Here is a 24582-nt window from a genome sequence, read left to right as displayed (position 1 = left end):
GAGGGGCTCGGCGGGGCGGGAGGCGGTGGTACGGCGCTCAGGCGCGCGGGCGCTTGGGCTGCGCGTCGCCGGTCGAGCGGGTGGCCGCCCGGCGCTCGGCGCGGGCCGCGAACTCGCGGGCCTGCTCGCGCTCGAAGCTCTGCGCCTGCTTCTGCTGGTCGTACTCGGTGTACGCGTCGACGATCCGGCCGACGAGGCTGTGGCGGACCACGTCCTCGCTGGTCAGCCGGGCGAAGTGGATGTCGTCGATGTCGTCGAGCACCCGGGTCACCAGGCGGAGACCGCTCGATCCGGCGGGGAGGTCGACCTGGGTGATGTCGCCCGTGATCACCATCTTCGAGCCGAAGCCGAGGCGGGTGAGGAACATCTTCATCTGCTCCGGCGTCGTGTTCTGCGCCTCGTCGAGCACGACGAACGAGGAGTTCAGCGTGCGGCCGCGCATGTAGGCCAGCGGAGCGACCTCGATCGTGCCCGCCGCGAGCAGCTTCGGCACGATCTCCGGGTCCATCATCTCGTTCAGCGCGTCGTAGAGCGGGCGCAGGTACGGGTCGATCTTGTCGGTGAGCGAGCCGGGCAGGTAGCCCAGCCGCTCCCCCGCCTCGACCGCGGGGCGCGTGAGGATGATCCGCTCGACCTCCTTGCGCTGCAGGGACTGCACCGCCTTGGCCATCGCGAGGTAGGTCTTGCCGGTGCCGGCCGGGCCGATGCCGAAGACGATCGTGTTCTGATCGACGGCGTCGACGTACTCGCGCTGCCCCAGGGTCTTCGGGCGGATGCTCTTCCCGCGCGCCGTGAGGATGGCCTGGCCGAACGCGTCCGCGGGACGCACCGGCCCGCCGTTCTCGAGGATGCGCGCGGACTCGCGCACGCCCTCCGGGTCGAGGTCGTGGCCGCCTGCCGTCATGAGCACCAGTTCTTCCACCAGGCGCGCCGCCGCGGCGACGGGGGCGCCCTCGCCGTCGAGGGTCACCTCGTTGCCGCGCACGTGCACCCGGACGTCGGGGAATCGCGATTCGACCGCCCGGATGAGGCGGTCCTGGGGTCCGAGGAGGCGCACCATGGCGATTCCGTCGACGGCGATGACGCGATGGGTCCCGCCGGTGGTCCGGTCCGCGTCGCTCTGCGGGACCGACGGCTCCGTCGAGCCGGTTCGAGTGGGGTTCTGGTCCGCGGAGCGATCGCCCGCGTGATCAACCGGTGGCAAGGGAGCCTTCCGTCAGGTGGCCGCCCAGGACGTGGGCGTGGACGTGGAACACGGTCTGACCGGCCTCTTCGCCGGAGTTGAAGACGAGGCGGAACTGGCCGTTGCTGTGCGCGTCGGCCAGGGTCTGCGCGACGACGGCCATCTCGGCGAGGAGCTCCGGATCGCCCGCGGCGAGCTCGGCGACGTTCGCGTACTCGGGGGTCTTCGGGAAGATCAGCAGGTGGACGGGCGCCTTCGGCGCGATGTCCCGGATCGCGAGGATCCGCTCGTTCTCGAACACCACGTCGGCGGGGATCTCGCCGCGGACGATGCGCGTGAAGACAGTGGGCTCGGTCATGCATCCATCTTAAACGGGGCGAGGGCGACGACGGGGGCGCGTTCGCCCAGGGCGCGCGGATCCGCGGGGATCACCAGCGGCCGAGACGGGCCGAGAGCACGGCGATCGCGGCCGGGCCGGCGGTGGAGGTGCGCAGGACGGAGTCGCCGAGTGCGACGGTCTCGGCACCCGCGTCGGCGAGGGCGCGCAGCTCCTCCGCCGCGATGCCGCCCTCGGGTCCGACGACGAGCACGAGGTCGCGCCCGTCCGGCTCGATCGCGGTGAGCCGCTCCTCGGCCGAGGGCTCGAGCACGAGCACGCGCGCCGTCGCGGCCCGCTCCACCAGAGCACGCAGGCCGACGACCGCCGACACCTCCGGCACCCGGGCGCGGAGCGACTGCTTGCTCGCCTCGCGGACGATGCTGCGCCAGCGCTCGCGGCCCTTCTCCTCCTTGACGCCCGACCAGCGCGAGACGCTGCGGGCGGCCTGCCACGGCACGACCTCGTCCACGCCGAGCTCGGTCGCCGCCTGGATCGCCAGCTCGTCGCGGTCGCCCTTCGCGAGCGCCTGCACGAGCACGAGGCGCGGGCTCGGCGCGGGCACCTCCTCGACCGACTCGACCGCGAGGACGACACGCGACGCCTCCGCGCTCTCGACGACGGCCACGGCGACCCGGCCTCGGCCGTCGCCGACGCGGACGCTCTCGCCCGCGCGGATCCGGCTCACGGTTGCGAGGTGGCGCGCCTCCGCGCCGGAGAGCTCCAACCGGCCGCCGGCGACGAAGTCCCCGGAGTCGAGCGACTCGTCGATGTAGTGGTGCGCCACGCCGGATCCGGTCAGCCCAGGAAGCGGTCGCGGAGCTTGGAGAAGAGCCCCTGCTGGAAGTGCGTGAGGGCCGGCTTCTGCGGCTTATAGTGCTTGGCGAACTCCTGCACCAGCTCGCGCTCGCGGTGCCCCAGCTTGGTCGGGGTGACCACCTGGATGCCGACGCGGAGGTCGCCGCGGCCGTTGCCGCGCAGCTTGGTGACGCCGCGGCCCTTGATCGTGACGATCTCGGTGCTCTGCGTGCCCGGCTTGACCTCGATCTCGATGTCGCCGTCGAGCGCCGCGAGGGTCGTCGTCGAGCCGAGGATCGCGTCCGTCATCTGCACCTCGAGGGTGCAGAGCAGGTCGTCGCCGTTGCGGCTGAAGATGTCGTGGTGCTTGACCTTGATCTCGAGGTAGAGGTCGCCGCTCGGGCCGCCGGCCGGGCCGACCTCGCCGCTGCCGGGCATCTGCAGGCGCAGGCCCGTGTCGACGCCCGCGGGGACGTCGACGGGGATGGTCCGGCGCGCGCGGACGCGGCCCTGACCCTGGCAGGTGGAGCACGGAGTGGCGATGACGGTGCCGTAGCCGCGGCAGGTGCCGCAGGGGCTGGCCGTCATCACGTTGCCGAGCAGCGAGCGGACGGTGCGCTGGATCTGCCCCGAGCCGTGGCAGATGTCGCAGGTGACCGGCGAGGTGCCCGGCTGGCAGCACGAGCCCTGGCAGGTCTCGCAGAGCACGGCCGTGTCGACCTCGAGGTCGCGGTGGGTGCCGAAGATGACCTCGTCGAGCGAGACCTCGACGCGCAGCAGCGCGTCCTGGCCGCGCTCCCGACGCGATCGCGGGCCGCGCGAGGAGCCCTGCGCGCCCTGGCCGAAGAACGTCTCGAAGATGTCGCCGAAGCCGCCGAAGCCCTGCCCACCACCGCCGGGAAAGCCGTCCTGCGGGCCGCGGTCGTACTGCTGTCGCTGCTGGACGTCGCTCAGGACGTCGTAGGCGTGCGTGACGAGCTTGAACCGCTCGGACGCGTCCGCGCTCGGGTTGACGTCGGGGTGCAGCTCGCGTGCAAGCCGGCGGTACGCCTTCTTGATCTCGTCGGCGGAGGCGTCTCGGTCGACGCCGAGGACTTCGTAGTGATCGGCCACAGGGGGCTTCGTCCTTCGTTCGTGGTCGGAGCGCCGGGCGCGGCGGACCTGTCGGGAGCCGGGGTTCCGGCGAGGGTCTGGGAGCGGGTCATTCCTCGCCGAGGAGGCGGGAGAGGTAGCGGGCGACGGCGCGGACCGCCGCGATGTTGCCGGAGTAGTCCATCCTGATCGGTCCGAGGACCCCCAGGCGCGAGACCTGGCCGCCGGCCGTGTTGTAGCCGCTGGTCAGCACGGAGGTCTCCTGCAGGCCGAACGGCGCGTTCTCGCGGCCGATGCGGACCGAGATGCCGCGCGGATCGGGCGTCATCTCGGCGAAGAGGCGCAGCAGCTCGACCTGCTCCTCGATCGCCTCGAGAACGGGGTAGATGCTGCCCGAGAAGTCCTCCTCGGTGCGCACCAGGTTCGCGGCGCCCGCCATCACCAAGCGGTCCTGCCGGTTCGCGCCGACCTGCTCGAGCAGGGTCTGCACCACCGGGTCGACGACGGCGCGGCGCTCCGGGCTGAACTGCGCGGTCGCGCTCTGCAGCGTCTCCGCCGCAGCGGCGAGCCCCAGGCCGAGGACGGCGGTGTTCAGCTTCGCCCGGATCTCGCCGAGCAGCAGCTCGTCGACGTCCTCGGGCGTCTCGAGCACGCGCTGGTCGACGCGGCCGGTGTCGGTGATCAGCACGGAGAGCAACCGCCGCGGGGCGAGGGCGACCAGCTCGACGTGACGGATGCGCGCGGCCCCGAAGGACGGGTACTGCACGAGCGCGACGCTGTTGGTGAGCTGCGAGAGCAGCCGGACCGTTCGCACGAGCACCTCGTCGAGGTCGGGGCTCTGGCCGAGGAAGGTCTCGATCGCCTGCCGCTGCGCCGCGGTCAGCGGGCGCAGGTCGGTCAGCTGGTCGACGAAGAGGCGGTAGCCCTTGTCGGTGGGGACGCGGCCGGAGGAGGTGTGCGGGGCCGCGATCAGCTCCTCCTCCTCGAGCTGCGCCATCTCGTTGCGGATGGTCGCCGCGGAGACGCCGAACGCGTGGCGCTCGACGATGGACTTGGAGCCCACCGGCTCGCGGTTCGCGACGTAGTCCTGCACGATCACGCGCAGGACCTGGAGACCGCGCTCCGTCACCATACGACCGACCTCCCGCCGGACTCCGGGTGCCTCGCGGCACGACCACCTCGGCGCCGTGGCGCCGCGCGGAGCTTGGCACTCCGCGAGATTGAGTGCCAATCATAACCGCGCAGGAGGAAGGAGGGCGGGGCTCGCCCTGGATCCGTCCCGTCGCGGCTCGCTCTCTGCCACGATGGACGCCGAGCGCCCGGGGTCGCCCGGCGCGCCGATTCCTGAGACGGAGATCACCATGTCGGCCACCCCGCCCCCGCCGCCCGCCTACTCGACGCCCGCCCCGCCGCTGAACCCGGCCGACGAGAAGACCTGGGCGATCGTCACCCACATCACGGGCATCTTCTTCAGCTTCATCCCGTCGCTGATCGTCTACCTCGTCTTCAAGGGCCGCGGGCCCTTCCTCGAGGCGCACGCGAAGACGGCGCTGAACTTCCACCTCACGACCCTGATCGCCTACGTCGCGGGGACGATCCTGAGCTTCGTGCTCGTCGGCTTCATCGTCTTCATCGTCGTGCCGATCCTCGTGATCGTCTTCGCGATCATCGCCTCGGTGCGCGCCAGCGCCGGCGAGTACTACACGTACCCGCTGAGCATCCCCTTCTTCAAGTAGGCACCGAGCGGGATCTCGATACGCCCGCTCCGCGGGCTACTCGATCAGCATGAGGAGCCCACGATGCGGGCCGCTCGATCAGCATGACGCGCCTGCTCCACCTCATGCTGGTCGAGTAGCCACCGCAGGCGGAACCCCATGCTGGTCGAGTAGCCGCCGCAGGCGGCGTATCGAGACCCACGCACATCGGACAGGGGATCTCGATGCGCCCGCTCCGCGGGCTGCTCGATCAGTGGGAGCGGTCCGGCTCAGCCGTCCGTCAGGCGGCGGACGACCGCGTCGGCCAGCAGCCGGCCGTGCAGGGTCAGCACGAGGCGCCCGCGGAGGGCCGCCCGGCCGTCGACGAGGCCGTCGGCGATCAGCCCTGCGACCTCGCGGCGGCGCTCCGGGTCGATCGCGTCGATCGGCAGTCCGTCCGCCAGGCGCGAGCGCAGCAGCACGTCCTCCACCCGGCGGGTCGCCGGGTCGAGCGTCTCCCGTCCGGCGGCCGGCGACGAGCCGGAGTGCAGCCGCTCGGCGTAGGCCGCCGGGTGCTTCACGTTCCACCAGCGCACCCCGCCGACGTGGCTGTGGGCACCGGGCCCGACGCCCCACCAGTCGTGCCCCAGCCAGTAGGACAGGTTGTGCCGCGACCGGTGGGCGTCGTCGCGCGCCCAGTTGCTGACCTCGTACCAGGAGTAGCCGGCCGCAGCGAGCCGAGCGTCCGCCAGCTCGTACATGTCGGCGGTCAGGTCGTCGTCCGGAGTGGCCACCTCACCGCGGCGGATCTGCCGCGCGATCTTCGTCCCGTCCTCGACGATCAGCGCGTAGGCCGAGAGGTGGTCGGGCCGGTTGGCCAGCGCCGAATCGAGCGAGCGCTCCCAGTCGGGCAGCGACTCCCCCGGCGTGCCGTAGATCAGGTCGAGGCTGACCTGCAGCCCTGCCTCGCGCGCCCACTCGACGACGAGCGGCACGCGCTCGGGATCGTGGGTGCGCTCGAGCGTCGCGAGCACGTGCGGCACGGCCGACTGCATCCCGAAGCTGACCCGGGTGAACCCGGCGTCGGCCAGCTCGCGGAGGTAGGCGGCGTCGACAGAATCCGGGTTCGCCTCCGTGGTGATCTCGGCACCGTCGGCGACGCCGAAGTGACGCCGGAGCCCGTCGAGCATGCGCACCAGATCGCGGGCGGGCAGCAGCGTCGGAGTCCCGCCGCCGAAGAACACGGTCGCCGCAGGCCGTCGCGGCAGACCCGCGGCCGCGAGCACGCCCTCGCCGAGCGCCATCTCGACGACCGCCTCGTCGGCGTAGTCCTGCTGCTTCGCGCCGCGCAGCTCGGTCGCGGTGTAGGTGTTGAAGTCGCAGTAGCCGCAGCGCACCCGACAGAACGGGACGTGCACGTACAGCCCGAGGTCGCGGGTCTCCACGCCGTCGGCGACGGAGGCCGGCAGGAGTCCGTCGAGGGGCGCCGGGTCGGCGAGCGGGAGGGCGCTGCCCACGTCAGCTGACGCGCGCCGGCAGCAGCGCGCGCAGGTACTTCTTGACCTGCCGCTTCTGCACGACCCGGAGGACGGGGGTGCCGAGACGGTAGAGGGCGGTGGAGGGCCGCGAGAACACGCGGATGACGAGCCAGACCGAGTCGTCGGCGCGCTTCTCGACCACGAAGGACTCCTCGCCGCTCTCCGGGTGGCCCTCGAGGGTGCCGTAGGCGAAGCCGACCTGGTCGGGCTCGTCGACGACGTACACGACCCGCACGGGGGCGTTCACCGTCCGGCCGAGCAGCGTGATCTTGAGCACGGCCGTCACGCCGGCGGTGATGTAGGGCGTGCCGTCCGCCGAGAACTGCTCCTCGGTCGGGCGGCTGGCGAGGTCGATCGGGGTGCCGGCGGAGTCGAAGTTCACGCCCGTGTACTGCACGCCGCTGCCGGCGGTGATGTCGGTGACGGCGATGCCGCTGCCGCGCTGCACGCCCCACGTCATCAGCGACGCGGTCGTGATCGCGAAGCGCTCGGCGCCCGAGCCCAGGCGCGCCTCGAAGCGCTCGGCGGTGAAGCCGTCCGGCGGGTACTCGAGCAGGTCCGGCGCGAGCGTGCCGCCGACCGCCGCGTAGGTGACCTGCGGCTGCCCCTCGAAGCTCGAGCGCCGGACGCTCACTTCTTGTCCTTCGTCTCGACGTCACCACTCAGGGCGGCGATGAACGCCTCCTGCGGGACCTCGACGCGGCCGACCATCTTCATGCGCTTCTTGCCCTCCTTCTGCTTCTCGAGCAGTTTGCGCTTGCGGGTGATGTCACCGCCATAGCACTTGGCGAGGACGTCCTTCCGCATCGCGCTGATCGACTCGCGCGCGATGATGCGGGCGCCGATCGCGGCCTGGATTGGCACCTCGAACTGCTGGCGCGGGATCAGCTTGCGCAGCCGCCCCGTCATCAGGACGCCGTAGGCGTAGGCCTTGTCGCGGTGGACGATCGCGCTGAACGCGTCGACCTGCTCGCCCTGCAGCAGGATGTCGACCTTCACCAGATCTGCCTCCTGGTCGCCGGCGGGCTCGTAGTCGAGCGAGGCGTACCCGGCCGTCTTCGACTTGAGGTTGTCGAAGAAGTCGAAGACGATCTCGCCGAGGGGCATGTGGTAGCGGATCTCGACGCGGTCCTCGCCGAGGTACTCCATGCCGATCAGCGTGCCGCGGCGGCTCTGGCAGAGCTCCATGATCGTGCCGACGTAGTCCTTCGGCGCGAGGATCGCGGCCCGGACGATCGGCTCGGTGACGCTGGCGATCTTGCCGACCGGGAACTCGCTCGGGTTGGTGACCGTGACGGTGCTCTTGTCGTCGGTGGTCACCTCGTAGATGACGGACGGCGCCGTGGTGATCAGGTCGAGGCCGAACTCGCGGTCGAGCCGCTCGGTGACGATCTCGAGGTGCAGCAGGCCGAGGAAGCCGCAGCGGAAGCCGAAGCCGAGCGCGACCGAGGTCTCGGGCTCGTAGACGAGCGCCGCGTCGGAGAGCTTGAGCTTGTCCAGTGCCTCGCGGAGGTCGGGGTAGTCGCTGCCGTCGATCGGGTAGAGACCCGAGAACACCATCGGCAGCGGCTCGGTGTAGCCGGGCAGCGCCTCGGTGGCGGGCTTGGACGCGGTGGTGACGGTGTCGCCGACCTTCGACTGGCGGACGTCCTTCACGCCGGTGATCAGGTAGCCGACCTCGCCGACGCCGAGGCCCTTGGTGGAGACGGGCTCGGGGCTGGAGACGCCGATCTCGAGGATCTCGTGCGTCGCGCGCGTCGACATCATCTGGATCTTCTCGCGCGGCGAGAGCTGGCCGTCGATCATCCGGACGTAGGTGACGACGCCGCGGTAGGAGTCGTAGACGGAGTCGAAGATCATCGCGCGGGCGGGAGCGTTCTTGTCGCCGACCGGCGCGGGCACCAGCTCCGTGACGCGGTCGAGCAGCGCCTCGACGCCGACGCCGGTCTTGCCGGAGACGCGGAGGACGTCGGCCGGGTCGCCGCCGATGAGGCTCGCGAGCTCGGCCGCGTACTTCTCCGGGTCGGCGGCGGGGAGGTCGATCTTGTTGAGGACCGGGATGATCGCCAGGTCGTTCTCGAGCGCGAGGTAGAGGTTCGCGAGGGTCTGCGCCTCGATGCCCTGCGCGGCGTCGACCAGCAGGATCGCGCCCTCGCAGGCGGCGAGCGAGCGGCTGACCTCGTAGGAGAAGTCGACGTGACCGGGGGTGTCGATCATGTTCAGCGCGAAGGTCTGCCCGTCGCGCTCCCACGGCATGCGGACGGCCTGCGACTTGATCGTGATGCCGCGCTCGCGCTCGATGTCCATCCGATCGAGGTACTGCGCGCGCATGGCGCGGTCCTCGACCACGCCCGTGATGCCGAGCATGCGATCGGCGAGCGTCGACTTGCCGTGATCGATGTGGGCGATGATGCAGAAGTTGCGGATGGACGCCGGATCGGTCGCGGCGGGCTCGAGCCCGAGGTGTGCACGTGGAGACATCGTGCGTCCAGTGTCCCACGGCCGGGGTGCGGCGGAGGGCGAGGGGCCGGGACCGGCCGGATGCGGGGCAGAACGTCAGCTGTGGAGGGACCTCATCGCTGAGGGGCGATGAACGCCCTTCTCCGCTGATGTTCTGCGGGCGGTCCTCGCTAGAGGTCGAGTCCGTAGGTGCGCGTGGGCTCGATCCCGGGCGGGTTCTCGCGCTCGGGGAGCCGGACGAAGCCCATGCTCTCGTAGAGGGCGTGCGCGGCGAGCATGTCGGTGCCGCTGTTCATGACCACGCGCTGGAGTCCCCGCTCGACGGCGAGCATCACCACGAACTCGGTGAGCAGGCGGCCCAGCCCGCGACCGCGCGCCTCCGGAGCGACCGCGAGCAGCCGCCAGTCGAGCTCGCCCGGACGGCCGAGGGAGTACAGGGTGGCGCCGGGAGCCGCGGTGGTGACGGTCGCGAGGATCGCGCCGTGCTCCTCCGCGACCCAGACCTCGCCCTCGCGGTCGTGCCGGGCGACGTCGGCGACGTCCGCCGCGTACTCCTCCCCCAGCTCGTAGTCGTGGGCGTACGCGGCGAGGCGCAGTCGGGAGACCTCGGCGTACTCCTCCGGGCGCACCCGGCGGACCAGGACGTCGTCGGCGCTCATGCGCTCGCCGCCGCGATCGGGGCCGGCAGGGCGCGCAGCCCGTGCTCGAGGTCGGCGGGGTCGGCGGCGAGGCAGACGCGGATCCAGCCCTCACCGGTGCGCCCGAAGGCACTGCCCGGCGCGACGGCGACGAGGGTCTCGAGCAGGAAGGCCTCGGCCCAGGAGGCGACGTCGCCGTCGCTCGCGTGCGAGACGTCGATCCAGAGGTAGAAGGCGCCCTCCGGCTCGCGGAAGCGGATGCCGCGCTCGTCGAGCAGCGCCGTCGCGAGCCGCAGGTTGGCGAGGTAGTGCGCGGAGGCGTCGGCGACCGCGTCCTGCGGCCCGGTCAGCGCCGCGAGGGCCGCGCGCTGGTCGGGCGTCGCGACGCAGCTGATCGACGCCTCCTGGACGGTGACCATCGTCGAGGTCAGGCCGGGCGGGGTGACCAGGTAGCCGACCCGGACGCCGGTCATCGCGTAGGTCTTCGAGAGCGAGAAGACGCTGAAGACGCGGTCGTCGTCGTGGCCGGCCTCCTGCGCGAGCGCGGCGAGGCTCACGTGCGGGCGACCGTAGGTGAAGCACTCGTAGACCTCGTCGCTGATGATCCAGAGGTCGTGGCGGCGGGCGAAGTCCAGCAGGCGCTCGAGCATCGGTCGCGGCAGGACGATGCCGAGCGGGTTCGACGGGCTGTTCACGATGATCGCGCGGGTGCGGTCGGTGACGATCCGCTCGAGCTCGTCGAGGTCGGGGAGGAAGCCGTTCTCGGCGCGCAGCGTGTAGGGCACCGGAACGGCGCCGATCATCCGCGCGTTCATCGTGAAGGTGGTGTAGCCGGGGTCGGGCAGGAGCACCTCGTCGCCCGGGCCGAGCGTCAGCGTCATCGCCTGGTAGAGCGCCTGCGTGGCGCCGACCGTGACCCAGACCTGCTCGACGTCGGCGCGGAACCCGTTGTCGCGGGCGAGCTTGGCGACGATCGCGCGCCGCAGCTCCATCAGACCGCCGTTCGGGCCGTAGCCGGTGTCGTCCGCGGCCCAGGCGGCGCGGGCCGCCTCGATGATGTGCGGTGCGACGGCGACGTCGGGCTCCCCCACGGCGAGCAGCGTCACGCCGTCCAGGCGGAGGGCGATCTCGAACAGCCGGCGGATGCCCGAGGGCGGAACGGCGGGGATGTGATCGGCGAGTCGGGGCATCGCTGGTCAGGCTACTGGCGGGCTCCCGCCGCGAGATGGCACTTGCGTACGCCTCGCGCGGCGTGTCGCGTACGCAAGTGGCATCTCGCGGGACGGGACGTGGGCGGCGGGCGCGGCGCGGTTGAAGGGTGGCGGCGGGTGCGCTAAAGTTCCTTGTTGGCTTGCGCTCCACCATTGGCGTGTGTGGAGTGATTCAGAAGCCGGCGACCTCCAGTCGCACCGGGATGGCGTTTCCACGCCACCGGAAGGGGCACTCCGTCGAGTAGCCGGCTGCACACACATCCGAGAAGAAGGTAATAGACGTGGCAAACATCAAGTCGCAGATCAAGCGCAACCTCACCAACAAGAAGGCGAACGAGCGCAACAAGGCCGTCAAGAGCGAGCTGAAGACCGCGGTCCGCGCGGTGCACTCCGCCATCGCCGCCGGCGACACCGAGAAGGCCGCCACCGCGCTCGCCTTCGCCGCCAAGAAGCTCGACAAGGCCTCGAGCAAGGGCGTCATCCACAAGAACCAGGCCGCGAACCGCAAGTCGGCCATCGCGAAGCAGGTCGCCGCGCTGTAAGGCTGCGTCTCACGGCAACGACGAAGGGTCCGGCCTCTGGCCGGGCCCTTCGTCGTTGCCGCTCGCCGTCGACGGACTCCTCGTTCCTCGTCGTCCGTCGCGCGGTCGGCTTCCCGAGGGGTCTCGCTGAGTGGAGCGGGTCGCGTTCCGGCTACGACGATTCGCTGGCACGCGAATCGCCTGTTCGCCTGCGAGGCCGCGGCTTGAGCCCACCGGCGCCGGCTCGCCAGGACATCACGCAGCACGAGCCCGCACGACCACATGCTGGTCGATCAGCCTGGAGGCGACCACATGCTGGTCGATCAGCCTGGAGGCGACCACATGCTGGTCGAGTAGCCCCGCAGGGGCGTATCGAGACCCACCCACCGCAAGGACGTCCGGTAGCGTCGCCGTGACGGACGGCTCCCGCAGGGAGCTGCCCGGCGCGCGATCGGGGGATCATGACCAGCACGGAGACGGCGAAGCCGCTGAGCCAGGACAGGGCGATCCTCCTCGGACTGCTCGGGATGGTCGTCGTGCCGACCGCGATCGTGGTCGGCACGAACTCCTGGACGGAGCCGGAAGCCGCGGACTGGGTCAGGATGGCCCTCGGGTCGGTGATCGCCGCGCTCGTCTCGGTCGTCGCGGCCTGGTGGCTCGCCTTCGACCGCCGTCGCGCGCACGCTCCCGGCCGCACCTGGTTCTGGGGCGTCGCCTGCGTCTTCACGCTCGTCGCCGTCTCGACGATCTCCTCCGCCGCGGATCGACTCACCCGGCTGATCGAAGCGGGCTGAGACCGTGGGTGCTGACGGGTCGGATCTCGATACGCCCGCTCCGCGGGCTACTCGATCAGCATGAATCGGGTGCCGCCCGCCTGATGCTCGATCACCGCCGCCCGGCTGTGCTGGCCGAAAAGCTGCTGCTGCTGCTGGTCGTCGCTGCCCGTGCATGCTGGTCGAGTAGCCCCGCAGGGGCGTATCGAGACCCACCGCCCCCGGCAGGAGAAGTGCCGAACGTCAGACCCCGCGCGCCGAGATGACCGACACCATGCGCTCCAGCGCGAACACCGGATCGCGGGTCGCGCCCTTGACGTTCGCGTCCGCCTCCGCGACGGTCAGGATCGCCGTCCCCAGGCCGTCGCCGGTCCAGCCCGCCAGATCGCGGCGAGCGCGGTCCACCTGCCACGGCGCGAGGCCCAGCCGCGAGGCGATCTGACCGGACCCCTCACGGGACCCGGCGACCTTCGCCATCGTGCGCAGCTTGCTCGCGAACGCCGCGACGATCGGCACCGGGTCCGCACCCGACGCGAGCGCGTGCCGGAGCCCCAGCAGCGCCTCCCCGTGCCGGCCGGCGATCGCGGCATCGGCGACCGTGAACGCGGTGGTCTCGACGCGACCGCCGTAGTACTTCGCGACCGTCGCCTCGGTGATGTCTCCGGTGACGTCGGAGACGAGCTGCTGGCAGGCGGACGCGAGCTCGTCCAGGTCGTCGGAGAACGCCGATACCAGCGCCCGCACCGCACCGGTGGTCGCCGTACGCCCGGCCGTGCGGAACTCCGCGATCGCGAAGTCGACCTTGTCGCTCTCCCGCTTGAGCTCGGCGCAGACGATCTCGATGCCGCCGCCGGTCCCCGAGCGGATCGCGTCGAGCAGCTTCTTGCCGCGATTGCCTCCGCCGTGCCGGAGCACGACGGTCGCGCCGTCCGCGGGCTGGGCGAGGTACTCGATCATCTCGACGAGGAACGCGTCCGAGCACTTCTCGACGTTGGAGACGCGCAGCAGCCGCGGCTCGTCGAACAGCGACGGGCTCGCCAGCGTGAGCAGCTCTCCCGGCGCATAGCCGCCGGCGTCGATGTCGTTGACCTCGAGACTCGGGTCCTCGGCGCGCAGGAACTCGCGGAGGAACCGCAGTGCCCTATCGGCGAGGAACTGCTCGGGACCGGTGATCAGCACGATCGGAGCGGGTCGCGTCTGGTCCCACGCGAGCTGCGGGATCGCCGCCTTCGAGGGGGCCGCCTTGCCGCGCGCCGGGGCTCTGCCTGCCATGCCGTCGTCCTTCCGTGACCCTCGATTCTACGAGTCCGGAGACACGCGCTGGAGAAGCGAGGAGAGGACGCGCCGTCAGGACGGACCGCCCCGTCGCTGCCTCTCCAGGTACTTCCGTCGGTACCTGCGGGAATCGGAGAAGGCGCCGATCCCTGTTCCGATCAGCGCGACCGCGGAGACGACGATCCACCACGGCGGCTGGTGAGGCACCGCGGCCAGGAACAGGAGGAGTGCCACGTGGGCGAACATGACCAGAGAGATCGAGACGCCGGGTTGATCCTTCCGGAGTTCGGGTCGTTCCTTCCGAGTCACGCCGACTCCTTCTCCTCGTCACGCCACGTCGATCCCGTATCCAAGCAGTCGGCGACGTCCGCGACCGATCCGCGGCGCCACGCTGTCCACTCCGTCGCAAGACACCCGCGGATCGGGTTCCCGCAGCACCATCCTCCCCGGCGACCGGCGACCCTCGGCTGAGCACAGGCGTGATTGCACCTCCCTGGTCGTCCAGAGCGGCCACCTGCGCGGCGGCACCGCTCGTCCAGACCACGACCCCCTCGGGTCGCGAGGAGAGCAGCACCGTCCCCTCCAGGTCCGTCCGCAGGGCGCGGGTGCCGCGCTCGGCCAGTAGCGCGAGCAGCGAGGGCGTCGGATGGCCGTAGGTGTTGTCGGCGCCGACCGAGACGAGCCCGGTGCGGGCGCCGAGTGCGTCGTAGAGGGCGGGCGACTGGTCGGCGGAGCCGTGGTGCGCCACCTTCACGACGTCGACGCGGCCGGGATCCAGACGCGCGAGCCGCCCCTGCTCCTCGGCGCCGAGGTCGCCGAGCATGGCCAGGGACAGCGGCCCGCCGATCGCGTCCGCCGGGATGTCGATCCGCAGCGTCACGCTCGCCTCGTTGCCGCGGAGGGTGGTCCCCCGCTCCGGCCAGACGACCCGCCAGCGCAGCGAGCCGACCGAGCCGCTGTCGCCGCGCGCCGCCTCCTGCACCGCTGCCCCGCCGGACACGAGGTCGGCGCGATCGCGGGTGTCGCCCTCGTCCGCCACCGGGCCGACGAGCGCCTCGTCGACGCGACCGACGACGGCCGCCAGGCCGCCGACGTGGTCGAGGTCGTAGTGGGTGAGCAGCAGCAGCGCGAGGCGGTCGATGCCGAGCAGGTCGAGGCACGCGTCGAGCCGCTCCGGCAGCGGTCCGGTGTCGACGAGGACCACCCCGGCGTCGCCGCGGACCAGCACCGCGTCGCCCTGCCCGATGTCGCACATCGCCACCCGCCAGTCCGACGGGACGGCTCCGGAGCGCAGCAGCGGCGTCGCCACGCTCGACGCTCCCCCGACGACCAGCGCCCCGGCGAGCACGGTCGCCGCGACCTGTCGCGCCCGCGTGAGGCGACGCGAACGGGTGACGAGCAGCAGGGCGAGCACGGTCAGGACCATGAGCGCCAGCATCCCGCCGAGTCCGGGCAGCCAGGCGATGCGCGGAGACGGCCAGGTGGCGACGGCGCGCGCGATCGAGGCGATCCACCAGGCAGGTACGGCCGCGAGACGGATCGCGACATCGGCGCCACCCGGCCACCACGGCGCCAGGAGGCAGCCGATCAGCCCGAGTCCGGTGCCCACCGGCGCCGCCGGCTCGGCGAGCAGGTTCGCCAGCACCCCGTAGACCGGGATCGACGGGTCGATCAGCAGGACCGCGGGCTGGCAGGCCAGCTGGGCCGCCAGCGGGACCGCGACCACCAGCGCGAGCGGACGCGGCAGCACGTCGCCCAGCCGGTCCGCGATCGGCTCCGCCGCGAGCAGCAGCCCGCCCGTCGCCAGCACGGACAGCACGAAGCCGAGCCGCCCCGCGATCGCGGGATCGACGAGCATCAGCAGGACGACACTCGCCAGCAGTGCCGGGACCGCCGCACCCGACCGGCGTCCCAGACGCGCGAGCAGCACGACGCTCGCCATCACGGCCGCGCGGACGACGCTCGGCTCCGGAGTGACCAGCACGACGAACGCCGCGAGGACCGCCAGAGCCGAGACGGTGCGGAGCCGACGGCCGGCGCCGAGCAGCGCGGCGACGAGCCAGCCGGCCGCGACCACGACCGCGCAGTTCGCTCCGGACACCGCGGTGAGGTGAGTGAGCGAGGCGGTCCGCATGTCGTCCTCCAGATCGGACGACAGGGCGGAGGTGTCCCCGGTCGCGAGCCCGGGCAGCAGGCCGGCCACGTCTCCCCCGAGCACCGCGGTCCGCGCCAGGAAGCCCGAGCGCAGGACCTCCGCGACCGCCGCCACCCCCACGGGCGGACGCCGCTCGAGCACGGCGCTCGCCGTCAGGAGCGTGCTCTCGCCGACGACGCCCGGCTCCTCGGCCCGAGCCCGCAGCACCACCTCGGAGCCGACCGGCAGCCGCCCTCCGGGCTCGGCGAGGAACACCCGCACCGGCGCCGACATCGGCTGATCCTCCAGCTGCAGCGCGGTGCCGTCGAACCACACCCCACCGGTGACGAGCGGTCTCGCGGACGTCTCGACGCGGACGAGCACGGCCTCAGCCGCTCGGGACTCCGCGGCCGCCCGCAGCTCCGGCGGATGCCGCTCGGGAGTCGTGACGACGACGGAGGTGACGGCCAGCGCCGCTCCCCCCAACGCGACCGCGATCCCAGCCAGGACGACGGCCGCGCGGCGCCGACGGAGCACGCCGAGAGCCAGAACGGCGACGAGGCACACGGACCACGCGACCGTGCAGAGCAGCACCCCGCCGCCGAGGACGGCGGTGACCGGCAGCAGCCCGGTCGCCGCGGCCGCCGCCCAGGCCGAGAGTGCGAGCGGCAGCAGCCGCAGGTCCTGGGCCCGGATCACGGTGCCACCTGCTCGCGGAAGGCCTCGAGCGTCTTCTCGCCGACGCCGGGCACCTCCAGCAGCTGGTCGACCGAGGTGAACGGCCCGTGCTCCTCGCGGTAGGCGACGATCTTCGCCGCCGTCGCGGGCCCGATCTCGGGCAGCTCCTCGAGCTGCGCGGCCGTGGCCGTGCTCAAGCGGACGATCCCGCCCGCGGCGGCAGCACCTCCGGCGGCCGGAGCCGTGCCGCCCGGTGCGACCGCCGCACCCCGCTCCGGGACGAGGATCTGCTCACCGTCCACGAGCCGGCGCGCGAGGTTCACGGCGGCCCGCTCGGCCGGCTCCGTGAAACCACCCGCCGCCGCGAGCGCATCGGCCACCCGCGCACCGGGATCGAGCAGATACAGGCCGGGCGCGGCGACCGCTCCGGCGACGTGCACGTAGAGCACCTCACCGGGGCTGCTGCTCGCCGCGGGCGTCGCGTTCCCTTCCGTGGAGGAGGGCGCTCCGGACGGACCCGCCGCAGCAGTGACACCACCGGCCGGCGCGAGCACCTCCGTCCGGCCGCTCGCCCGCGTCCCTGCGAGGAGCACCGCGACGACCGCCGCCGCGATCACCAGCACCATCGCCGCGCCGACCCCGATCCGCCAGCGCGACCGCGCTCGCCGCGGACGGCGCAGCAGCCCCGCGGGATCGTCGGTCTGGCTCGTCTGCTGCATCCGACGACGCTAGAGCGGCCCGGTTCGGGCGATCAGCGACGCCTGCGGATCAGTGGACGAAGCTCGAGATCCCGTCCTGTGGAGGACGCCCGCCCCGACCGCTCAGAGCAGTCGAAGCCGCCCGACGATCTTGTCCACGCGGTTCCTCGGCCCGATCAGACCGACCGCCAGGTACTCGACGAGCTCGGGCCCGGTCGCCCCGAGCACCTCGCGGTACTCGTCGTACACCCGGGTGTCCTGCGCGGCAGCGGGCATGTCGGCGACGAACGTCTCCTCGTGCGCCTCCGCCTTCGCCCGGATCGTCCGCAGCGTCGCCGCGTCGGCCGCGAGCACGGTGCAGCCCGCCCACGGCAGCCCCGGGTGCTCAGAGCCCGAGGCGTCCTGCGCCGCAGGACCGAGCAGTCCGGGCACCTGCGCGCCGGTCGCGGCCGCGACACAGACGGCGGCGTTCACCGCGCGCCCGACCGGCAGCGCCTCGTCGACCACGACCACCCACTTCAGCCGTGCCGATCGCGTCGGCGCCGCGGTGTCGATCTCGTCCTCGGCGTAGCCGACAGGTGCAGTGCTCATCGTCGTCCCTCTCTGGTCGATCCTCCCGACCGGCCGCGCCCACGATAGGCGGATGCGCGCGTGAGCCGCAGGATGTACGTATGAACGACCAGCAGAACCGCGTTGGAGTGGTCCTCGACGCAATCGACATCGCCATCCTCCGCCTCCTCCAGTCGGATGCGCGGATGTCCAACCGCGACGTCGCCACCGCGATCGGCGTCTCCCCCACCACCTCGCTCGACCGCATGCGGCGCCTGCGCACCCGCGGCGTCATCCGCGGCACGACTCTCGACGTCGACCTCGCCGCGATCGGCCGCGGCGTCCAGGCGCTGATCGCCGTGCGCATCCGGCCGCCGTCCCGCGAGGTGATCGAATCGTTCCGCGACTGGGTCAGCGGCCTCGAGCAGACCCTCGGCGTCTTCGTCACCGCCGGCAACGAGGACTTCATCATCCACGTCGCCGTCCGCGACAACGACGACCTCTACGCCGTCGTCATCGACCGCCTCACCGAGCGCCGCGAGGTCGCCGACGTCCGCACCTCGGTCGTCTACCAGCACATCCGCAACGGCGCCGTGCCGCCCGCCTGACAGCGCGTCACAGGCGGGAACGCCGAAGAGGCCCCTCCGCAGTGGAGGAGCCCCTTCGAGGTGAGCCGGTGCTCGGGAGGACCTAGGCCGGCTTCGTCACCAGGTTCACCAGGCGCGGTGCGCGGACGACGGCCGTGACCACCTCGCGGCCCTGCAGCGCCCGCGCGACACCGCTGGCCGCGCGCGCCTTCTGCTCGAGCTCGTCCGAGGAGATCTTCGGCGAGACCTCGATGCGGTCGCGGACCTTGCCGTCGACCTGGAGGATCGCGGTGACCTTCTCCTCGACCAGGAGCGTCGGGTCGGCCTTGCGCCAGAGCGCGTGCGCGACCGAGCCCTCGTAGCCGAGACGGTTCCACATGTCCTCGGCGGTGTACGGCGCGAACAGGTTGAGCGCCATCGCGACGACCTCGGTCGCCTCGCGGACGGCGGGGTCGCCCGCGCCGGCACCGGAGTCGATGACCTTGCGGGTCGCGTTGACCAGCTCCATCAGGCGCGCGACGACGACGTTGAACTTGAACGCCTCGATCAGCGAGGGCGACTCGGCGAGGAAGCGGTGCGTCTGCCGGCGCAGCGCCGCGTCGCCGTTCTTCCATTCCACATCGGGCTTGGTCGTGACGTCCTTCGCCAGGCGCCAGGCGCGGGCGAGGAACTTCGCGCTGCCCGACGGCGAGACGTCGGCCCAGTCGATGTCGTCTTCGGGCGGGCCGGCGAACGCCATCGTCAGGCGCACGGCGTCGACACCGAACTCGTCGAGCTGGTCGGAGAGGCGGACGATGTTGCCCTTCGACTTCGACATCGCGGCACCGTCCATCTGCACCATGCCCTGGTTGAGCAGCGCGGTGAACGGCTCGGTGAAGGAGACGTAGCCCAGGTCGAAGAGCACCTTGGTGATGAAGCGCGCGTAGAGCAGGTGCAGGATCGCGTGGGTGACGCCGCCGACGTACTGGTCGACGGGCGCCCACTTCTCGGCGAGCTTCGGGTCGAACGCCTGGGTGTCGTCCTTCGGCGAGAGGAAGCGGAGGAAGTACCACGAGGAGTCGACGAAGGTGTCCATCGTGTCCGGGTCGCGGCGCGCGGGGCTGCCGTCGTTCGGATTGGCGACGTTCACCCAGTCCTCCGCGGCACCGAGAGGCGAGGAGCCCTTCGGCTGCAGGTCCAGGCCGTCGGTCGAGGGCAGGCGCACAGGCAGCTGGTCCTCGGGGACCGGGATCAGCTCGCCGTTCTCGCCGTGGATGATCGGGATCGGCGTGCCCCAGTAGCGCTGGCGCGAGATCAGCCAGTCGCGCAGGCGGTAGTTCTTCGCCGAGCGGCCGCGGCCGCGCTCCTCGAGCAGCTTGATCACGCGCTCGATGGCGGTGCGCTTCGACAGTCCGTCGAGGGGTCCGGAATTGATCAGGCGGCCGTCGCCGGTCAGCGCCTCGCCGGTGGTGGCCGGGTCGAGCGAGTACTCCTTCTCGAGCGCGGCGAGCTCCTCCGGGTCCTTCGGGATGACCGGGATCGCGCCGGTGACCGAGGCGGTCGTGTCGACGACGACCCGCACGGGCAGGTCGAAGGCGCGGGCGAAGTCCAGGTCGCGCTGGTCGTGCGCGGGGACGGCCATCACCGCGCCGTGCCCGTAGTCGGACAGCACGTAGTCGGCCGACCAGATCGGCAGGCGCTCGCCATTGACGGGGTTGATCGCGTAGCGGCCGAGGAACACGCCGGTCTTCGGGCGGTCGACGGTGAGGCGCTCGATCTCGCTCGACTTCTGCACCTTCTCCAGGTAGCTCCGGAAGGCGGTCTGCAGCTCGGGCTCGGCGCCCTCGACCAGTTCGGCGGCCAGGTCGGAGTCGGGCGCGACCACCATGAAGGTCGCGCCGAAGAGGGTGTCGGGGCGCGTCGTGAAGACCGTGATCCGCTCCTCGCGGCCCTCGATCTCGAACTCGACGTCGGCGCCGATCGAGCGGCCGATCCAGTTGCGCTGCATGGCGATGACCTTCGACGGCCAGGAGCCCTCGAGCTGGTTGAGGTCGTCGAGCAGGCGGTCGGCGTAGTCGGTGATCTTGAAGTACCACTGGGTGAGCTTCTTCTTCACGACGACGGCGCCGGAGCGCTCCGAGGTGCCGTCGGCGAGGACCTGCTCGTTCGCGAGGACGGTCTGGTCCACCGGGTCCCAGTTCACCCAGCTGTCCTTGCGGTACGCGAGGCCCTTCTCGTACATCTTGAGGAACAGCCACTGGTTCCACTTGTAGTACTCGGGGTCGGAGGTGTGCAGCACGCGGTCCCAGTCGAAGGACGCGGCGTAGCGCTTCATCGAGCGCTTCTGCTGCTCGATGTTGTCGTAGGTCCAGGTGACCGGGTTGAGGCCGCGCTTGATCGCCGCGTTCTCGGCGGGCAGGCCGAAGCTGTCCCAGCCGATCGGGTGCAGCACGTTGAAGCCCTGCTGGCGCCAGTAGCGCGCGATGACGTCGCCCAGCGCGTACGCCTCCGCGTGGCCCATGTGCAGGTCGCCGGAGGGGTACGGGAACATGTCCAGCACGTACTTGCGCGGGCGCTTGTCGGTGGAGTCGCCGGTCGCGAACGGCCGGGTCTCCTCCCAGATCGGGAGCCACTTCTCCTGGAGCGCGCGGAAGTCGTAACGCTCCTCGTCGGTCGGGCCGGTCTGCTGGGAGGTCTCTTCTGCCACAGGTGTGTCCTACTTCTGTGAGGGTGGGGGTGGGCGCGCGCTCGGAGGGCGCCTGCGTCCGACCAACAACCCTACTGGCCTCTAGCGACCGGGCGACGACTCCGCCGTGACGTGCAGGTCGACTCCGAGCGCGGCCAGCAGCGCACGGGCCTTGAGGCGGGTCTCCTCCACCTCCTCGTCCGCGACGGAGAGAGCGGTGATGCCCCCGCCGGTGCCGATCCTGGCGCGGGCGCCGTCGAGCACGAGGGTGCGGATGGTCATCGCGAGATCGAGCGACCCGTCGCCGCCGAGGCGGCCGAACGCGCCGGCGTAGAGACCGCGCGGCCCGGCCTCCCACTCGCGCAGGAGCTCGATCGCGCGGCGCTTCGGCGCTCCCGTCATCGATCCGGCGGGGAAGGTCGCGGCGAGCAGCTCGGCCGGTCCGACGCCGGGCGCGAGCTGCGCCGACACCTCGCTCACCAGCTGGTGCACGTGCGGATAGGTCTCGATCTCGAGGAGGCGGTCCACCTGCACCGAGGCGGGAGCGGCGATGCGGGCCAGGTCGTTCCGCACGAGGTCGACGATCATCACGTTCTCGGCGCGCTCCTTGACGCTCGCGAGCAGCTCGGCCCGCAGCTCCGCGTCGACGACGGGGTCGGCGCTGCGGGTCCGGGTGCCCTTGATCGGATGCGTGGCGACGCGGCCGTCGGCCGTGACGTCGAGGAAGCGCTCGGGCGAGGCACTGACGAGGGCGAGCCCGCCGACCCGGATCAGTCCGCCGTGGTGGCTCGGGCTCGAGCGGCGGAGGCGCCGGTACGCCTCCAGCGGGTCGAACGCGCCCTCGACCACCACCTCGTTGGTGAGGCAGAGCTGGTAGGCGTCACCCGCGCGGATCGCGGCCTGGCAGTGGGCGATCAACGCTCGGTACCGCTCGGGACCGTGCCGCCACTCGGCGGGCCCGGACGGCTCCGCGTCGCGCGGCTCGCCGGCGTCGGCCGGGGTCTCGGCGAGCGCCGTCAGGGCTCGCTCCAGCCGCCGCGCCTCCGGCTCCCGCTCCGGGGAGGAAACGAGGTGCAGGGTCCGCCGGGCGTGGTCGAACTCGAGCACCGGATCGCCCCGGATCAGCGCGAGCGCGGGCGGAGCGTCCCCACCGACGGGTGCAGGCGGAAGGGCGACGAACGGCGCACCCGCCTCGTAGGCGATCCAGCCGTACCGGCCGAGCGCCCGATCGCCGGTGCGCTCCGCCGCGACGGCGGCGAGCGCCGTCGACACGTCCGCGCCGGGCCCGACCGTCAGCACGTCGTCCGAGGATCCGAGGAAGGAGAGGCCCTCGACAGCGTCGCGGCCGGAGTCGAGCCAGAAGGAGGCGTCCGCCGAGGCGAACAAGTCGAGGTATGCTCGCTCGGGATCGACCCAGGTCAGCTGCCGCCGGGCGGCAGGAACCTCGGGGAGCGCGGCCACTGGGCTAGCGTAGGCCGTCATGGACGGCGAGCTGGTGCGGGTCTGGGAGGGGCACGAGCTCGGTCCCGCGGTCGACGCTCCGGCCGGCGCCCTCCTCGCGGCCGACTCCTGGCTGGTGTCGGCGGGCCGCGTCCGCGGTCTCGAGCTGCACCGGGAGCGGTTCCTGGGCGCGCTCAGCGACGCCGGGCGACCCGTCGGCGGAGACCCCGACGACGCCGAGGCGTTCCTCGACGCCGCGATCGCGGCGCTCCCCCGCACCGGCGACTCCTTCCCCCGCGTCGAGCTCACCGCCGAGGGTCTGCGCCTCCGGCTGCGCCCTGCCCCGCCGCGGGGCCGCACCGTCGTCCTCTGGACCAGCCCCGTGGATCCGCGCCGCACCCCGGAGCGCAAGGGACCCGACATCGCACGGCTGGCACTCCTGCGCTCCCGTGCTCTCGCCGCCGGCGCGGACGAGGCCGTGATCCTCGGTGCCGACGGCGCCGTGATCGACGGTGCCTCGAGCGCTGTGCTCTGGTGGCTCGGCGACGCGCTGGTCGTCCCGCCCGCGAGCAGCCGCCGGGTCCGGAGCGTGACGGCCCGCACGGTCTCCGTGCTCGCGCGCGCACTGGGAGTCGATGTGATCGAGGCCCCGGCTGAACCGATGGACCTCGACGGCCGCGAGGTGTGGACGGCGAACGCGCTGCACGGCCTGCGACTGGCCACGGGCTGGGTCGACGGACCGGCGCTCGCCGCGGTTCCGGGCCGGCTCGACGCCTGGCGCCGGCGCCTGGACGCCCTCCGCCGTCCCCTCCCCTGACTCGCACGAAGCGGCGGGACGGACGGCGTGCCAAGGACCGGTCACCGCGCGCCGATCGATCGTCGTGCGCACCCGCTCGCGTCAGGATCGAGGCAGTCCGCTCGTGATGCCGCCCTCACCCCGACGGCGCCCATCTCTCGAGAAGGAACTGCCATGACACCACACACCTCCCCACGCCCGCTCGCCTCAGGACTCGTCGCGCTGGTCGCGACCGGGGCCCTGCTCTTCAGCGCGACACCGGCCCTCGCTCAGGGCGGTCTCAGCACCGCGTCCTCGAGCGTCTCCACCGCCCGCGCGTCGGCCCCCGACGCACTGAATCCCGGCCAGCAGCTCCTCGCCGGCCAGTCCATCGCCTCGAGCCCGTCGGGAGGCGGCTACACCTTCCGGATGCAGGACGACGGCAACGCCGTGGTCTACGACGGAGTCGGCCACGCCCTCTTCAGCACCGTCACCTCGGGGCGCGGCAACCGCCTCGTGATGCAGGAGGACGGCAACGTCGTCATCTACTCCGCCGACGGCCGAGCGCTCTGGAGCACCGGGACGGACAACGAGACGGACGCGTCTCTGATCATCCAGGCGGACGGCAATCTCGTCGTCTACCGGGAAGACGGCTCGCCGGCCTGGGCGAGCAGCGTGAACCGCAGGATCCCCCAGCCGCCGTTCAGCACCCTCTACGTGGACGACGCGCTCTCCCGAGGGCACCAGCTCACCTCGCCGAACGGACTCTTCCGTGCGGTCATGCAGCGCGACGGCAACCTCGTCGGCTACGGCCCGGACGGCGTCGTCTGGAACACCGGCACCGTCGGCACGGACAACCAGCTCCTCGTCTCCGACGACGGTTACGCCGTGATCATCGGCGCGGACGGGGGGATCAGGTGGGCGGCCGACACCGGGGGTGAGGCCACCTCCCTCACGCTCGACGACAGGGGTGTCCTGACCGCTCTCGATGAGGACGGCGCCGTCCTGTGGTCGAGCCAGTCCGGGCTGCCCGGCGCTCAGCTGTACGCCCCCAACACCCTCGAGGTCGACGACCTCCTCCGCTCCGACGACGGCCGCTACCGCGCCGTGATGCAGGGTGACGGCAACTTCGTCGTGTACGGCCCGACGGGGGCGGTCTGGCAGACCGGCACCTCCGGCGTCGAGAGCTCGTTCGAGTTCTCGAAGGACGGGACGGCGCAGGTCGTGGCCGGCAACGGCGCTGTCACCTGGACGGCGACGCCCGCGGGCGGCACCGCCCCGTTCCGCCTCGTCATGCAGAGCGACGGCAACCTCGTCGAGTACGACGCCCACCACCACGCGATCTGGTCCAGCCGCTGACCGCCTCCCGTCCGAGGCACTGGCGGATGCCCTGACCCCTGCTCCCGACGGCCCGGCACGTGCACGCCCTGCACGAGCCGGGCCGTGGTCGTCACCGCGCAGACGTACCGAGGGAGGTCGGACACGCGTGGCGGGCTC

At 72.0% G+C, this 24582-nt stretch carries 22 protein-coding genes; 6 read left to right on the top strand and 16 right to left on the bottom strand.

From position 1 onward, the window contains the following. Positions 1-37: 37 nt before the first annotated feature. The 5 genes from MT355_RS07370 to hrcA form a co-directional block, all read right to left on the bottom strand. Positions 38-1060, bottom strand: coding sequence for a PhoH family protein (locus MT355_RS07370; RefSeq protein ID WP_123445998.1), 1023 nt, complete (start codon positions 1058-1060; stop codon positions 38-40). 130 nt (positions 1061-1190) lie between these two features. Beyond that, the gene (locus MT355_RS07365) at positions 1191-1541 is read right to left on the bottom strand and encodes a histidine triad nucleotide-binding protein (protein ID WP_123735452.1); all 351 of its coding nucleotides are present in this window, start codon (positions 1539-1541) and stop codon (positions 1191-1193) included. Between the two features lie 70 nt (positions 1542-1611). Further along, positions 1612-2346, bottom strand: a complete 735-nt coding sequence (locus tag MT355_RS07360; RefSeq protein ID WP_243599051.1) for a 16S rRNA (uracil(1498)-N(3))-methyltransferase — start codon at positions 2344-2346, stop codon at positions 1612-1614. 11 nt (positions 2347-2357) lie between these two features. Next, positions 2358-3470, bottom strand: coding sequence for a molecular chaperone DnaJ (gene dnaJ / locus MT355_RS07355; RefSeq protein WP_243599050.1), 1113 nt, complete (start codon positions 3468-3470; stop codon positions 2358-2360). An 88-nt stretch (positions 3471-3558) separates the two neighbouring features. Next, positions 3559-4581 (bottom strand): heat-inducible transcriptional repressor HrcA, encoded by a 1023-nt coding sequence (gene hrcA, locus MT355_RS07350; protein WP_243599049.1) that lies wholly within the window; start codon positions 4579-4581, stop codon positions 3559-3561. 229 nt (positions 4582-4810) lie between these two features. On the opposite strand from hrcA, the gene MT355_RS07345 reads away from it, so the two are divergent. Then, positions 4811-5185, top strand: coding sequence for a DUF4870 domain-containing protein (locus MT355_RS07345; protein ID WP_123704749.1), 375 nt, complete (start codon positions 4811-4813; stop codon positions 5183-5185). Between the two features lie 248 nt (positions 5186-5433). On the opposite strand, the gene hemW is transcribed toward MT355_RS07345, so the two are convergent. The 5 genes from hemW to MT355_RS07320 all read right to left on the bottom strand — a co-directional run bounded on the left by hemW (position 5434) and on the right by MT355_RS07320 (position 10969). Further along, a complete protein-coding gene (gene hemW, locus MT355_RS07340; protein WP_243599048.1) occupies positions 5434-6660 on the bottom strand; it encodes a radical SAM family heme chaperone HemW in 1227 nt (408 codons plus the stop codon). A 1-nt stretch (position 6661) separates the two neighbouring features. Next, a complete protein-coding gene (locus MT355_RS07335) occupies positions 6662-7315 on the bottom strand; it encodes a DUF1990 family protein (protein ID WP_123445616.1) in 654 nt (217 codons plus the stop codon). Then, positions 7312-9162, bottom strand: coding sequence for a translation elongation factor 4 (lepA, locus tag MT355_RS07330; protein ID WP_123445615.1), 1851 nt, complete (start codon positions 9160-9162; stop codon positions 7312-7314). Before lepA ends, MT355_RS07335 begins: the two co-directional genes overlap by 4 nt. A 149-nt stretch (positions 9163-9311) precedes the next feature. Continuing rightward, positions 9312-9800 carry a GNAT family N-acetyltransferase gene (locus tag MT355_RS07325; RefSeq protein WP_123732102.1) on the bottom strand — a complete coding sequence of 163 codons (489 nt, stop codon included), beginning with the start codon at positions 9798-9800 and terminating at the stop codon, positions 9312-9314. Beyond that, positions 9797-10969 (bottom strand): pyridoxal phosphate-dependent aminotransferase, encoded by a 1173-nt coding sequence (locus tag MT355_RS07320; protein WP_243599047.1) that lies wholly within the window; start codon positions 10967-10969, stop codon positions 9797-9799. Before MT355_RS07320 ends, MT355_RS07325 begins: the two co-directional genes overlap by 4 nt. 302 nt (positions 10970-11271) lie before the next feature. On the opposite strand from MT355_RS07320, the gene rpsT reads away from it, so the two are divergent. Next, a complete protein-coding gene (rpsT, locus tag MT355_RS07315) occupies positions 11272-11532 on the top strand; it encodes a 30S ribosomal protein S20 (RefSeq protein ID WP_123445612.1) in 261 nt (86 codons plus the stop codon). A 440-nt stretch (positions 11533-11972) separates the two neighbouring features. After that, positions 11973-12305 (top strand): hypothetical protein, encoded by a 333-nt coding sequence (locus tag MT355_RS07310; protein ID WP_243599046.1) that lies wholly within the window; start codon positions 11973-11975, stop codon positions 12303-12305. A 222-nt stretch (positions 12306-12527) separates the two neighbouring features. Here MT355_RS07310 and holA read toward each other — a convergent pair whose 3' ends face one another. From holA to MT355_RS07290, 4 genes are all read right to left on the bottom strand, one after another. Next, positions 12528-13505 (bottom strand): DNA polymerase III subunit delta, encoded by a 978-nt coding sequence (gene holA, locus MT355_RS07305; protein WP_243599289.1) that lies wholly within the window; start codon positions 13503-13505, stop codon positions 12528-12530. Further along, entirely contained in the window at positions 13426-16392 is a 2967-nt protein-coding gene (locus MT355_RS21570; protein ID WP_243599045.1) for a ComEC/Rec2 family competence protein, read from the bottom strand. Before MT355_RS21570 ends, holA begins: the two co-directional genes overlap by 80 nt. Further along, positions 16389-17090: a ComEA family DNA-binding protein gene (locus MT355_RS07295; protein WP_243599044.1), complete on the bottom strand. Its 702-nt coding sequence runs from the start codon at positions 17088-17090 to the stop codon at positions 16389-16391. The genes MT355_RS21570 and MT355_RS07295 overlap by 4 nt, the downstream gene beginning before the upstream one ends. 102 nt (positions 17091-17192) lie before the next feature. Further along, positions 17193-17660, bottom strand: a complete 468-nt coding sequence (locus MT355_RS07290) for a DUF2000 domain-containing protein (protein WP_243599043.1) — start codon at positions 17658-17660, stop codon at positions 17193-17195. An 80-nt stretch (positions 17661-17740) separates the two neighbouring features. On the opposite strand from MT355_RS07290, the gene MT355_RS07285 reads away from it, so the two are divergent. Next, complete coding sequence (locus tag MT355_RS07285) at positions 17741-18226, top strand: Lrp/AsnC family transcriptional regulator (RefSeq protein WP_243599042.1); 486 nt, start codon at positions 17741-17743, stop codon at positions 18224-18226. Between the two features lie 82 nt (positions 18227-18308). Here the strand turns inward: MT355_RS07285 and leuS are convergent, their stop codons facing one another. Continuing rightward, a complete protein-coding gene (gene leuS / locus MT355_RS07280; protein ID WP_243599041.1) occupies positions 18309-20891 on the bottom strand; it encodes a leucine--tRNA ligase in 2583 nt (860 codons plus the stop codon). Positions 20892-20972: 81 nt separating this feature from the next. After that, entirely contained in the window at positions 20973-22331 is a 1359-nt protein-coding gene (locus MT355_RS07275) for an anthranilate synthase component I family protein (RefSeq protein WP_243599040.1), read from the bottom strand. 19 nt (positions 22332-22350) lie between these two features. Here MT355_RS07275 and MT355_RS07270 point away from each other — a divergent pair, with 19 nt between their 5' ends. Both MT355_RS07270 and MT355_RS07265 read left to right on the top strand, forming a co-directional pair. Then, positions 22351-23127, top strand: a complete 777-nt coding sequence (locus tag MT355_RS07270; protein ID WP_243599039.1) for an aminotransferase class IV — start codon at positions 22351-22353, stop codon at positions 23125-23127. Between the two features lie 153 nt (positions 23128-23280). Continuing rightward, on the top strand, positions 23281-24444 hold the full coding sequence (locus MT355_RS07265) for a hypothetical protein (protein ID WP_243599038.1): 1164 nt from the start codon (positions 23281-23283) through the stop codon (positions 24442-24444). Positions 24445-24582 lie beyond the last annotated feature (138 nt).

It is taken from the genome of Rathayibacter sp. VKM Ac-2929, from assembly GCF_022815495.1.
In the GTDB taxonomy this organism is placed as follows: Bacteria; Actinomycetota; Actinomycetes; order Actinomycetales; family Microbacteriaceae; genus Rathayibacter; species Rathayibacter festucae.
The sequence above is the reverse complement of the archived record's forward strand: the minus strand, read 5'-3'. Positions and strand labels throughout refer to the sequence as shown.

Excerpts from the sequence above, each read along its gene's own strand:
- hrcA (WP_243599049.1), bottom strand. The coding sequence starts at position 4,581 with ATGGTGACGGAGCGCGGTCTCCAGGTCCTGCGCGTGATCGTGCAGGAC.
- MT355_RS07295 (WP_243599044.1), bottom strand. The coding sequence starts at position 17,090 with ATGCAGCAGACGAGCCAGACCGACGATCCCGCGGGGCTGCTGCGCCGT.
- MT355_RS07290 (WP_243599043.1), bottom strand. The coding sequence starts at position 17,660 with ATGAGCACTGCACCTGTCGGCTACGCCGAGGACGAGATCGACACCGCG.
- MT355_RS07320 (WP_243599047.1), bottom strand. The coding sequence starts at position 10,969 with ATGCCCCGACTCGCCGATCACATCCCCGCCGTTCCGCCCTCGGGCATC.
- lepA (WP_123445615.1), bottom strand. The coding sequence starts at position 9,162 with ATGTCTCCACGTGCACACCTCGGGCTCGAGCCCGCCGCGACCGATCCG.
- MT355_RS07370 (WP_123445998.1), bottom strand. The coding sequence starts at position 1,060 with ATGGTGCGCCTCCTCGGACCCCAGGACCGCCTCATCCGGGCGGTCGAA.
- MT355_RS07345 (WP_123704749.1), top strand. The coding sequence starts at position 4,811 with ATGTCGGCCACCCCGCCCCCGCCGCCCGCCTACTCGACGCCCGCCCCG.
- MT355_RS07265 (WP_243599038.1), top strand. The coding sequence starts at position 23,281 with ATGACACCACACACCTCCCCACGCCCGCTCGCCTCAGGACTCGTCGCG.
- MT355_RS07310 (WP_243599046.1), top strand. The coding sequence starts at position 11,973 with ATGACCAGCACGGAGACGGCGAAGCCGCTGAGCCAGGACAGGGCGATC.
- MT355_RS07325 (WP_123732102.1), bottom strand. The coding sequence starts at position 9,800 with ATGAGCGCCGACGACGTCCTGGTCCGCCGGGTGCGCCCGGAGGAGTAC.
- MT355_RS07365 (WP_123735452.1), bottom strand. The coding sequence starts at position 1,541 with ATGACCGAGCCCACTGTCTTCACGCGCATCGTCCGCGGCGAGATCCCC.
- MT355_RS07270 (WP_243599039.1), top strand. The coding sequence starts at position 22,351 with ATGGACGGCGAGCTGGTGCGGGTCTGGGAGGGGCACGAGCTCGGTCCC.
- MT355_RS07285 (WP_243599042.1), top strand. The coding sequence starts at position 17,741 with ATGAACGACCAGCAGAACCGCGTTGGAGTGGTCCTCGACGCAATCGAC.